Source organism: Lactiplantibacillus dongliensis, from assembly GCF_005405105.1.
Lineage (GTDB): Bacteria > Bacillota > Bacilli > Lactobacillales > Lactobacillaceae > Lactiplantibacillus > Lactiplantibacillus dongliensis.
Genome location: NZ_BJDK01000007.1, coordinates 1 through 11,746 on the forward strand (window position 1 = coordinate 1; position 11,746 = coordinate 11,746).

General features: G+C 43.6%; 9 protein-coding genes. 5 read left to right on the plus strand and 4 right to left on the minus strand.

Annotated features, from left to right (window positions below):
- Positions 1 to 166 precede the first annotated feature (166 nt).
- Positions 167 to 883: a GntR family transcriptional regulator gene (locus FFM80_RS03450; RefSeq protein ID WP_137634507.1), complete on the minus strand. Its 717-nt coding sequence runs from the start codon at positions 881 to 883 to the stop codon at positions 167 to 169.
- 511 nt (positions 884 to 1,394) lie between these two features.
- On the opposite strand from FFM80_RS03450, the gene FFM80_RS03455 reads away from it, so the two are divergent.
- From FFM80_RS03455 to FFM80_RS03470, 4 genes are all read left to right on the plus strand, one after another.
- Positions 1,395 to 1,661, plus strand: coding sequence for a hypothetical protein (locus tag FFM80_RS03455; RefSeq protein WP_137634508.1), 267 nt, complete (start codon positions 1,395 to 1,397; stop codon positions 1,659 to 1,661).
- A 280-nt stretch (positions 1,662 to 1,941) separates the two neighbouring features.
- Positions 1,942 to 3,324 carry a glycoside hydrolase family 1 protein gene (locus FFM80_RS03460; RefSeq protein ID WP_137639522.1) on the plus strand — a complete coding sequence of 461 codons (1,383 nt, stop codon included), beginning with the start codon at positions 1,942 to 1,944 and terminating at the stop codon, positions 3,322 to 3,324.
- Complete coding sequence (locus tag FFM80_RS03465) at positions 3,324 to 4,799, plus strand: PTS sugar transporter subunit IIC (protein ID WP_137639523.1); 1,476 nt, start codon at positions 3,324 to 3,326, stop codon at positions 4,797 to 4,799. The genes FFM80_RS03460 and FFM80_RS03465 overlap by 1 nt, the downstream gene beginning before the upstream one ends.
- 29 nt (positions 4,800 to 4,828) lie before the next feature.
- Positions 4,829 to 5,155 (plus strand): PTS sugar transporter subunit IIB, encoded by a 327-nt coding sequence (locus FFM80_RS03470; RefSeq protein WP_137634511.1) that lies wholly within the window; start codon positions 4,829 to 4,831, stop codon positions 5,153 to 5,155.
- 1,363 nt (positions 5,156 to 6,518) lie between these two features.
- On the opposite strand, the gene FFM80_RS03475 is transcribed toward FFM80_RS03470, so the two are convergent.
- Complete coding sequence (locus tag FFM80_RS03475) at positions 6,519 to 8,360, minus strand: FAD-binding protein (RefSeq protein ID WP_137639524.1); 1,842 nt, start codon at positions 8,358 to 8,360, stop codon at positions 6,519 to 6,521.
- A gap of 170 nt (positions 8,361 to 8,530) precedes the next feature.
- Here FFM80_RS03475 and FFM80_RS03480 point away from each other — a divergent pair, with 170 nt between their 5' ends.
- The gene (locus FFM80_RS03480; RefSeq protein WP_137639525.1) at positions 8,531 to 9,424 is read left to right on the plus strand and encodes a LysR family transcriptional regulator; all 894 of its coding nucleotides are present in this window, start codon (positions 8,531 to 8,533) and stop codon (positions 9,422 to 9,424) included.
- 300 nt (positions 9,425 to 9,724) lie between these two features.
- Here the strand turns inward: FFM80_RS03480 and FFM80_RS03485 are convergent, their stop codons facing one another.
- Both FFM80_RS03485 and FFM80_RS03490 read right to left on the minus strand, forming a co-directional pair.
- Positions 9,725 to 10,156 (minus strand): universal stress protein, encoded by a 432-nt coding sequence (locus tag FFM80_RS03485; protein ID WP_137639526.1) that lies wholly within the window; start codon positions 10,154 to 10,156, stop codon positions 9,725 to 9,727.
- A gap of 1 nt (position 10,157) precedes the next feature.
- A complete protein-coding gene (locus tag FFM80_RS03490) occupies positions 10,158 to 11,744 on the minus strand; it encodes an Nramp family divalent metal transporter (RefSeq protein ID WP_137639527.1) in 1,587 nt (528 codons plus the stop codon).
- Positions 11,745 to 11,746: the final 2 nt, after the last annotated feature.

Consider the following 11,746-nt stretch of genomic DNA (forward strand, 5'->3'; position numbering starts at 1 on the left):
GCCGGGCGGGCCAGAATTGGCTCAGTGGTGTCGTTTATCTTGGTCGGTGATTTTCCGACTTAGATAACCCCCGGCTTTCGAGACCGCTCTGTGGCTCGAAAACGCGGCCACCACGTTCCAGCCGATTCTGGCCCAACCAGAGTGGCAATTTAAACCAACTAGCACCCTAATGAACCTGAATATCCGCTACCACGGTACTCGTTGCGTACGGGAAGTGGGATTCTGACACTTCAAACGGCTGACCATCGTCGGTATAACTGACTTGATTAATAATGAGGACGGGATCGCCTAACTTGGCACCCATGCCGTCAACATCATCTTGTGTGGCTTTACCCGCCGAGACAATCCGATGAGACCCGGCAATCGATAAGCCACATTCATTTTCTAAGTAACCATAGACTGAACCCATCAAGACGCTCTTGGTCAATGTGACAATACTGGTTGGCATAATCGTATGTTCATAGGCCCAAACCTGGCCTTCCACATAACGAACTCGCCGAATGACGTAGACGGGATCCATCTCATCGATCATCAACTGTTCCGCTTCACGAGTCGTTGGTAAGCGGGCCTGTAATTCTAAGACCTTACTCGTGACCTTCTTGCCAGCGTTCGTCCGCGTCGTCCCAATTGGGCGATCAACCCGGGTTTCTTGGCGATGGTCGGTCAACCCAAAGTCTTTGCGCACAAAGGTCCCGGCCCCTCGCTTTGAATAAACCATCCCTTCAATAATTAATAATTGAATGGCCTTATGAATCGTAATCCGCGTCGTGTTAAACGTCTTCGCTAATTTATTTTGATCCGGCATCAATTCCCCGGGCGCATACTTGCCCGCTTTGATGTCCGACCGCAAACTATCCGCGATCGTTTCGTATTTATAAGCCAATTAAATTCACATTCTTTCTTCAATAACTTCTTGTCAAACAGTTTACCCCATTTCGTTAACAATTGACAATATTTGTATATACTTTTTCTAATGACTGTTCGTTTGTCTTGCCACTCTGGTTGGACCAGAATCGGTGTTAGCTAGACTGATTGCCCGCCGGTTATTTTCTAAAATACTGGCATGCTTTGGCCGACATTTTAAGAACCAACTTCTCGACTAAATTCGTGGATTAATATTAATCCATAACTACCCGTTAGTTAACGCCGGGCGGGCCAGAATTGGCTCAGTGGTGTCGTTTATCTTAGTCGTGGTTTTGCGACTTAGATAAAGCCCGGCTTTCGAGACCGCTCTGTGGCTCGAAAACGTGGCCACCACGTTCCAGCCGATTCTGGCCCAACCAGAGTGGCAGAATAAACCATTTCAACCTTTTAAAACCGATTGTTTCCCCCTCCATCATCTAAATCGTTATAATGAAGATACTGCCCAATCTAATTCAATGAGGTGAAAGTCTATGGAAGTCCATTCATTAAAACTCGATCAAGAAGCCGTCATCTATTCAGCGGCCATTAAAGCATTAGCCGGCTTTAAGCCTGAAATCGATGTTGATTTTTCAAAAGTAACCAATCAAGAAGAGGCCCAAATCTTAGCGCACGAAACCACGAAGCAATTTACTGAAGTTTTCGAAAAGCTTTTGGAATCTGGCTATGCTAAAGCCATTTCAAAAGGCCAATTGGCTGAATGGGGCGCTTACTATATGGCCCACAAGGTTCACAAATAAGTCTCAATCAATAAAACGTAAGCGCAATCATTTTAAGTCAAAAACAACTAGCACCACTATGATTGACCGCTTGAATTAGTACCAACCAATCCGGTTGGTACTAATTTTTTTGTGATTTCCTGTTTTTACAAATGCCGTCATAACGCGGTTTACCAGCGGTCATTTTTAAAAGACTATACAAATTCAATTAAAAGGATTGTTTTTAATGCCATTTGAGGCTATACTAAAAATTGTTAAAGGAAAGCGCTTCCTGAAAAACAAGCTTAGATTGGAGGAAAATATGGAACTTTCACGTAGAATGCCCAAAGATTTCTTCTGGGGCAACTCCGTTTCAAGTATGCAAACGGAGGGGGCCTGGAACATTGATGGTAAAGGGCTATCAGTATATGATGTGCGCCCGGCCACTGAGCACACTGCGGATTGGCATGACGCCATTGACGAATATCACCGTTATGACGAAGACTTGGATTTGATGCAGGACATGCATATGAACATGTATCGAATTCAGATTTCTTGGTCACGAGTGGTTCCCGATGGTGATGGTGACTTTAATGAAGCCGGGATTGCTTTTTATGACCGCTTAGTTGATGGGATGCTCAAGCGCGGGATTACGCCGATGATTTGCTTGTATCACTTCGACATGCCCTTAGCGTTAGCCCAAAAAGAAAACGGATTCATGTCCCGGCATACGGTGGATGCGTTTGTCCGTTTCGGGAAAAAGATGATTGAACACTTCGCTGATCGGGTCAAGTATTGGATCACGTTCAACGAACATAATTTGTACTTTACAAATGAAGTTTTCAACATTTCAGGTTACGAACATGGCGACAAGTCTCTAAATGATCTCTACACAATCTTCCATCATACGATGTTGGCACACGCCCAATTGGAAACGTTTACCCACAGTCACTATGATGATGTGCAATTTGGAGGCATGATTGCTTATACGCCGGTCTACCCCGCTACTTCCAAGCCAGAAGACGTGTTCGCTGCTCGGCAATTAGATCAATTTTTAAATAACAATTTGAACGATGCGTTTGTCCACGGTCATTACGCCAACGAAGTCTTAACCTATATTAAGAACCACCAAATCGATTATGACTTGCAACCAGGTGACAATGACATCTTAGCGGGCATGCACGCTGACTTCTTAGCTTTCAGCTATTATCGCACGACGACGATCAACGCCGACAAGGTACCAGCGGGAACCGCACCAAATCGTTACTTAGACTATGGCATGGAAAGTAACCGTTTTCTACCAGCTAACCAGTGGGGCTGGACCATTGATCCACTGGGCTTTCGCAATATGATTACTGATTTGTACAATCGCTACAATGTACCGGTCTTCCCGATTGAAAACGGGATTGGGATCGAAGAACATTGGGATGGTCACGATATGATCGAAGATGACTTGCGCATCAAGTATCATAAAGAACACATCCAAGCGATGAAGGACGCAATGTTTTTAGATGGCGCTAAAGTTCTTGGTTACTTGGGCTGGGGGCTCATCGATATTCCGAGTTCACACGCCGACATCGAAAAACGGTACGGGGTCGTCTATGTCAATCGCAGTAATCATGATTTGAAAGATTTAAAACGAGTACCAAAGAAGTCTTATTACTGGCTAAAGTCAGTTTTAGCAAAAAATGGAGATGAATTGTAATGGAAAATAGCAGTAGTAATAGTGCTTTTAGTAATTTCATTAACAACAAGATTTTGCCACCAGTAATGAAGTTCGTTAACACGAAACCAGTTAAAGCCTTACAAGACGGGATGGTTTACGCGTTACCATTTATCATTATTGGGTCCGTATTCTTAATTTTATCAAATATTCCAATACCAGCCGTCGCCGCAGTCTTAAAAGCGTCTGGTTGGTCGGCCTTCTTTAACCAAGCTTACACCGCAACTTTCGCGATTATGTCAGTTTGGGCGGCCGTTGGGATTGCGTATGTGTATGTCCGTAACGAAGGTTATGAAGCGTTGCCTGCCGGGTTAACATCATTAGCAACTTTCCTTCTATTACAAACATTATCCATCGCCAGCCCATTAGCTGGTGCGATGGGTAAAGCTGGCACTGGGATCACCAATGCCGCTGGTAACGTTGTGATGTCTGGAACAGCCGTTTCAAGCAACATCGACAAATTACCAAAGGCTTTACAAGGCTTCTTAACCACTCCTGTTAGTGGCGTAATCAACTTAACTTGGCTTGGTGGTCAAGGGATGGTTGCCGCTATCATTATCGGGATTTTAGTTGGTTGGGCTTACTCCGCTATGATTCGTGCTGGTTGGAAGATTACCTTACCAGAACAAGTCCCAGCTAGTGTTGCTGGTCAATTTACAGCGATGATTCCTGCCGGTGTGATCATTACCGTTTCAATGTTCATTTACGCCGCCATTGATTTCTTCGGTAAGACTGATTTATTGCAATTAATCTATAAATTATTACAAACACCACTCCAAGGGTTATCTGATTCCTTAGGTGGGGCCTTAGTTATTGCGTTCTTAGTCCCATTCTTCTGGTTCTTCGGGGTTCATGGTGGGTTAATCATGGGTGCCATTACCAGTGGTCTCTTGATTCCTAACACAGCTGATAACGCCGCTTTATATAAAGCCGGCAAATTGACTGTTGCTAACGGTGCACACATTGTTACTAACGAATTCTACAACAACTTTATTAACTTAACTGGTTCTGGGATTACCATTGGTTTGGTTATCTTTACGGTCTTCGCTGCTCATTCAGTTCAAATGAAGACCATTGGGAAGATCGAATTGGTTCCAGCTCTATTCAACATTAACGAACCATTCCTGTTTGGTTTGCCATTAGTTATGAACCCATTCTTGGCAATTCCATTCTTCTTAACACCAGTGCTCGTTGCTTTGTCAACTTACTTGGTTATCTACTTCGGGATTGTCCCACCACTGAACGGGGTTGCCGCTCCTTGGACGACACCAGCAATCATTTCTGGGTTCCTGATTGGCGGCTGGAAGATGTGCATCTGGCAGACTATTACCTTGGTTATGTCAACAGCCATCTACTTCCCATTCGCTAAGAAGTACGACAAGATCTTGAAGGGTCAAGAAGACGCTAAGGCTGCTGCAGAAGCTGCTGCCGGTAACGCCGCTACTGAAAAAGCTTAATCGCATTAGTTTGAAAGGATGAATTGATTATGGCTGAAAAAATCATTATGTTAGCCTGCTCAGCGGGGATGTCAACCTCCCTCTTAGTCTCAAAGATGGAAGCCGCTGCTAAAGCGGACGGCGTTGATTACAAGATCTTCGCCACTGCTTCATCTGATATTGACCACCAATTAGCTTCCGATGAAAAGCCCGATGTCTTGTTACTCGGACCACAGATTCGCTATATGGCTAACGATGTTAAAAAGAAGACCGACGCTGCCGGGATTCCAATGGACATCATCAACATGTCTGATTATGGCATGATGAACGGGGAAAACGTCTTAAAAGCTGCTGAAAAGCTATTAGGCGACGCTTAACACGTTGTTCCACGTGAAACATTGTCACACATAGATTGACTAACGGCGCCGCTGCACATTAGATTGTGTAGCGGCGCCGTTTTTTTGTTTAGGGAATAGTAGTCGGTGATTGCCGCTCCGGGTGGGCTGGATTTGATGCTGGAACGTGGTGGCCGCGTTTGTGAGCCAAGGGGCGGTCTCACAAGCCGAGCTTTGACTAAGGCCGGGAAACTCACCCGACCTAAGTCAAACGACACCACTGAGCATCATCCAGCCCACCCTGCGCTAATATTTAGCGTTGTTGAATACACATCTTCTTTGCAAAACGACCTTACTTGCATCATAGCTAGCTTTTTTTCATACATCTGATTTATATTAATCACGCTTGGTGTTAGTTGGCTTAAATTGCCACTCTGGTTGGCACAGAATCGGCTGGAACGTGGTGGCCGCGTTTGCGAGCCAAAGATCGGTCTCGCAAGCCGGGCTTTATCTAAGGCGGAAAATCACCGACTAAGATAAACGACACCACTGAGCCAATTCTGGGCCACCCGACGTTAACTAACGGGTTTTAAAAAATTAACGATTGACTATCTTCAGTTTAATTATTTAGCCAAGAGGTTGGCTTATAAAATGCTCAGCCGTGTCGTTGGCCTTAGTACGAGTATTTTTTCTCGGACTTAGACCAAGGTCAGTTTTGAAGATCGTTATTTGGTTTCAAAATGACCCATGGCATTCCAGCATTTTAGAATCCAACCGGCAGGCGGCAATTTCAACTAGCACCAAGCGTATTAATCCAATAAATTTAAAGGAGTGGTTGTATTTTATGAAAAAGTTAAAGCTGGGCAATCTCAAGTTCACTAATGCTGTCTATACCATCAATAATTATGGATCCCCCAAACTCCGGTTAAATCAAAGATTGATAGTTATTTCTTCTTGTATCGTGATCTACATCCAAATAATTATTCCTAACGCATCTTTGCCAAAGCTAACTATTGGAATAACTGCCATTAACCTTTTTCTAAGTGGCACTCAATTTATGCATGATCTTTCTAACAGCCGAAAAATCATCTATCATCTTTTTAACAGTATGATATCAGGGCTCCTGATCTGCCAGCAAATCTATCCCATTTTGGTTAACGTTCTTGGAAATCACCTAGAACCTTACTTGATTTGGAATATCGGCCTCATAATGGTTGCCTTAATCACTATGGTAGCAATCGCCATTACTCTAAAGGTAGCCAAAAGACGCCATCATTTACTTTGAAACAAGTAGATAATTTTTCAAAACTGATACCGGTCACAAAAACAGACGTTATTATCGGTTGTATTCTTTACTCCCGATAATAGCGTCTATTTTGAGTTTATCAAGATCAATCAAATCTGACTAATCTTTTACTGGCAGTTTGGCCTTTTCCAATGCATTTTTAACGGCACTCTTAACAGCACGACTGGACGTTGATGCACCCGAAATCACATCGACATCATAACTGTTAGCTGCCACCATCTTAGCGGGTAATTGCTCAATCGCAACTTGGCCAACGTCTTCGCTTTCACTTTGACGAACAACTTCAACCTGTTTTAATGTCTCGTCAGCGTATGTGATACGGACAACGACTTGACCGCCAATCCCATTATCACTGGTACCAAGATACTGATTAGGACCAACTTTAATGTCATCATCAGTTGCTAAAAGGTCATTACCACCCAGTGCAGCTGATTTAGCACTGGCCCCAGATGTGGCATCAGTTGTTTCAGGCTGGCTTTCCTTAGCCTTAGCCGCATTTTCACCAGCAATCTTCCCAAAAATCAAGCATTCGGCTAAGTTACCACCACCCTGATATTGGTTCGCACAAATACCGCCTAATTCACCAGCTCCATACAAATGAGGAATCGGCTTGCGACTACTATCCAGAATTTCGGCTTTGGCATTCCGCCGTGGTCCACCTTGCGTGTTTAAAACATCATGGGTTAACGGTGCCGCATAGAACGGTCCATTGCCAAATGCCTGCATTGTTTCTGGATCACGACCATATGCATAATCGTGTCCTTCCATAGCAAAGTGATTGAAATCATTAATTGTTTGCGTCAAAATAGTTGGGTCTACATCCATCTGTTTTGCTAATGCTACCAAGCTATTCCCTTTTAACAACGTCTTTAAGAAGTCAGCATATGGTAACTTCGCATCATTTTGGAATTTCGTTAATTGTGCTTGGTCAAATACTAAGTATGGATGAACATTTGTCCGGGGCACCCGCCAAGTACCATGGTCATAAATATGGCCATGACGATTAGGCTCGTCTTCTTTAAAGTAGCGGCTACCATCATCACCAACTGTAACAATACTCCCCTGATACAAATCTGGCCACGCGCCAACAATCAACCGAGCGCGCTCACCAGCTGGCACCTTAAAAGCCATCCCATGTAACATCCCTAACGCTTCATAATTTTGCATATGCCACATATCAGCGCCAACTTCTTCACCCATCCGAATGCCATCACCTTGGTTATATAAGGTTCCAAGTGGTGCCAAATGATCGGCACCTAAATAATCTTGGACTTGTGACCGATTATTTTCAAAACCACCCATGGCCATGACTATGCCGTTACGTGCTTTAATATTAACTAGCTGACCGTTACGTTCAATTTGGATCCCAATCACTGTCTTTGTCGCTAGATCCTGAATAAGATGTTTTGCCGGTGACTGTAACCAAACATCAATTTTATCAGCACGATCCAATACCTTTTGTCGTAAAATTTTCCATAATGCCGCATCAAACATTCCCGCATGAACCGTGGTGAAATCATAAGACTGTACGCCATCATATTCTGGATATTCAAAAATCGCGTCTTTAATATTGATATCTGTTGAGCTAGTATCGAAATCATTTTTGAAGCTAAATGGTTCAACATCTAGGTATTGACGGACGTACTGGCGCATGTTGACCATACCATCAACATAAGTGTTGACCATCTCATCATCTAAATCCATCGGTGCCGTTAATTTTTGATAATATGTTTTTAAATCTTTAAAGTTGTCGCCCGTACCTATTAACTGTGCTGAATACCGAGTATTCCCACCTTCATGGCCATTAGGTGCGGCATCAGTCAACAAGACCTTCGCGCCGGCATCGGCCGCAAAACGTGCAGCTGTAGCACCTGCACCACCAAAGCCTAAAACTACCGTATCATAAGTCGCATCCCAATTAAGTTGATTATTCGCTATCATATTACCGAGCTCCTTACTTTATTTGTGTCAGTTATCACAACTTCAATAAACAACCTTATTATGCAATCGCTTTCTTTGATTGTAAAATTACTCTCAAGGCGTATGATGATAACAAAACTGTTATAGAATTTAAGTTGTTGTGATTAATCTAGTTATTGGAGGTCTCAAATATGGAACAACGATTAGCTGACTTTTTAGCTGCCATTGAAACAACTGGTAATATGACTAAGGCTGCACAAAGTCTATTTATTACTCAGCCTTACATTAGTCAAACCATTAGTCGTGCTGAACACGACTTGCAAGTGGCCCTACTCAATCGGCAACACCAGCCACTGACCTTAACATACGCTGGTAAACGTGTACTGACTTACCTCCAAGCTGAACATCAACTCCAGCGCTCTTTAAAACAAGAGCTACACCAATTAACCAACCATGCTTATGGCTCGTTATCTTTGGCAATCAATCAGCCTTTAGCTGCAACTTGGCTACCGGCCATTCTACCAACACTGTATACCAAGTTTCCACAACTACACACCAGCTTAATGGAAATGACGACCAGTGACGCTGAACAATTGCTTCCCGCTGGCAAGATTGATGCTTTTATAGGTAAAGCAATCCATGATGACCGTTTAAGTTTTCATACTATCGGTCGCGTCACTTTAGCTTTAGTCGTCCCTAGCAGTTATTCCATTCATGTTGATCCTGCTAATCCACTTGCCGTACTAACAAATCAAAATTTCATTCGCTTAAGTGACCCTTCACGTTTTCAAGAAATGGTCGACCATTTCTTTCAAGATAATGGCATCACGGTCATTAATCGAATTGAAGCGCCAGATTCACGTGTGGCTTTACAATTAAGTCTGGCTCAGCTTGGCTGTACGATAACCGGCTTAATTGATGCACGCCAGTTGCAACGTCAACAGCCACAACGTTTACAAGTCTTTCCCATTCCAATTGAACAGCTTTCTTTAGATATGGGAATTTCCTATCCACGCCAAAATCGATCCGAAGTCATGACAACTCTCGTTAACACCGTTACAACCGTGTTACCAGCCTTAATTTAGGCCTAAAAATTTCTGTAATGACCTTTTAAATATAGGCTTATCTTGGTATTAACGACTCTATCTCCAAACTGTCGCTACTTAACGCCGGGCGGGTCAGAATTGGCTCAGTGGTGTCGTTTATCTTGGTCGGTGATTTTCCGACTTAGATAAAGCCCGGCTCGGAAGACCGCCCTTCGGCTTCCGAACGCGGCCACCACGTTCCAGCCGATTCTGACCCAACCAGAGTGGCAAAAAAACAACTAACATGATACAACAAAAGCACGCAACCAGCTGATCCTGATTGCGTGCTTAATTGTATTTTTAACGAATCACCAACACTGAAACTGGTGAATATTTAGCCATATAAGCGGCTTGACTCCCGAAATGACGCGCTAAACCTTTTTTGGCGATTGATCCAATAATCAATAAATCTGGTTGGAGATGTGGAATCACATCTTTAACAATCGTTTCGCCCGGTTCGCCTTCAGCGATCAACGTCCGTACTCGCTTGGCACCGGCATCTTGGGCTTGCTTTTGATACTTCAGCAAGTGGGTTTCAAGCTCATCACGTTCACCATGGACGTAATCTTTATTCAAGGCCTGATACACATTCATATCATCATTTTCCAAAATCGACACGATAATCAACTCAGCATCGGTTTGAACAGCTTGTTGAATCGCATATTCGAAAGCTAGTAAAGCATCGGCCGAATCATCGACCCCCACTAAAATTCGTTTAAACGTTGTGCTCATCTTATTCACCATCCTTGGCTAAAGCAGCCTGTTGCGCTGCATAACGCCGATTACCACGACGTAAATCATAAACGGTCCAGACTAATAAAGCTAAAATTGCAGCAACTAAAACGTATGCAATAATCGTGGACAACGTTTGTTCACCAGCCGTTGGGTTAGCCCCAAAGAATCCCAAGACCGCATCTGGTAACCCAATCATGTTCAAGACCGTTAATCCAATAACGGATAACCAACCTAACACCTTAATGACCAATGAATTCTTAAACCGATTTCCCATTTCAACTTTGCTATCGGTCATCATCAATAATGGCAGCATCGAGAATGGTAAAGCAAAGGCTAAGAAGACTTGCGAGTTATTCATCAGATTGTTCAGTGCGGTATGTTCATCAATCGCGCTCTTACCACTCGTTAACATGACACAAATTAGCACTGGAATCACTGAGATCAACCGGGTGACTAACCGCCGCAACCATAGTGGCATCCGCATGTGGACGAAACCTTCCATGATAACTTGACCAGTTAAGGTCCCGGTAATCGTGGAGTTTTGACCAGAAGCTAACAACGCAATCGCGAAGAGCGCTGACAGTAATCCTGACTTAGCGACCCCAATCAAAATCCCGTTACTTAACATCGACGTATTTGACAAGGCTTCATACAAGCCGAAGAATGATGGATCTTTAACCGCACCACTCTTGAAGACCGCGACACCCATAATTAAGAGCAACGCATTAACCACAAACGCAAAGGTCAATTGAATGTTTGAATCCCAAGCAGCAAACTTAACCGTCCGTGCCACATCTTTTTCATCGCTGTGATCAATCTTCCGCGTTTGTGAGATGGCCGAATGCAGATACAAGTTATGTGGCATAACGGTCGCCCCGATAATCCCTAGCGAACCAGATAATGGCGTCATCCCAGCAACACTTCTAGATGTTGAGAACGTGGCGGCAGTTGGGACTAACCCTTTAATAACACCGCCCCAATCTGGATTAGAAAGGGCCACTTGATAGACGAAAACAAACAAAATAACTAAAATCAAACAAACCACAATGGCTTCGATCTTTCGAAACCCAATCTTGGTTAATAATAGCAATACTAAGACGTCAAAGACGGTAATAAACACCGCAATGACTAGCGGAATACCGAATAATAGATATAACGCAATGGCTGCCCCAATAACTTCCGCAATATCGGTCGCCATAATAGCAAATTCAGTTAAAATCCATAACACAATTCCTAACGACTTACTGGTTCTGGCCCGAATCGCTTGCGCCAAATCCATCTGACTCACGATGCCAAGTTTAGCTGCCATATATTGAAGCAACATCGCAATCAAACTTGAGATCAAGATGACAGACATTAACATATACTGGTAATTTTGCCCACCAGTAATTGACGTTGACCAGTTCCCGGGATCCATATAGCCAACCGCAACTAACGCACCTGGCCCTGAGTAAGCGAATAAGGTCTTCCAAAAGTTAAGGTTCTTAGGCACCTCAATTGAGCCATTGATCTCTTCTAGTGATGGGCCATTCGCATACTGAATTAGCTTATGCTTCTGGCCACTGCTTGCATTTTCTTTGTTCAAGT

Coding starts and splice junctions, on each gene's coding strand:
- FFM80_RS03455 (WP_137634508.1), top strand. CDS start 1,395: ATGGAAGTCCATTCATTAAAACTCGATCAAGAAGCCGTCATCTATTCA.
- FFM80_RS03460 (WP_137639522.1), top strand. CDS start 1,942: ATGGAACTTTCACGTAGAATGCCCAAAGATTTCTTCTGGGGCAACTCC.
- FFM80_RS03465 (WP_137639523.1), top strand. CDS start 3,324: ATGGAAAATAGCAGTAGTAATAGTGCTTTTAGTAATTTCATTAACAAC.
- FFM80_RS03470 (WP_137634511.1), top strand. CDS start 4,829: ATGGCTGAAAAAATCATTATGTTAGCCTGCTCAGCGGGGATGTCAACC.
- FFM80_RS03475 (WP_137639524.1), bottom strand. CDS start 8,360: ATGATAGCGAATAATCAACTTAATTGGGATGCGACTTATGATACGGTA.
- FFM80_RS03480 (WP_137639525.1), top strand. CDS start 8,531: ATGGAACAACGATTAGCTGACTTTTTAGCTGCCATTGAAACAACTGGT.
- FFM80_RS03485 (WP_137639526.1), bottom strand. CDS start 10,156: ATGAGCACAACGTTTAAACGAATTTTAGTGGGGGTCGATGATTCGGCC.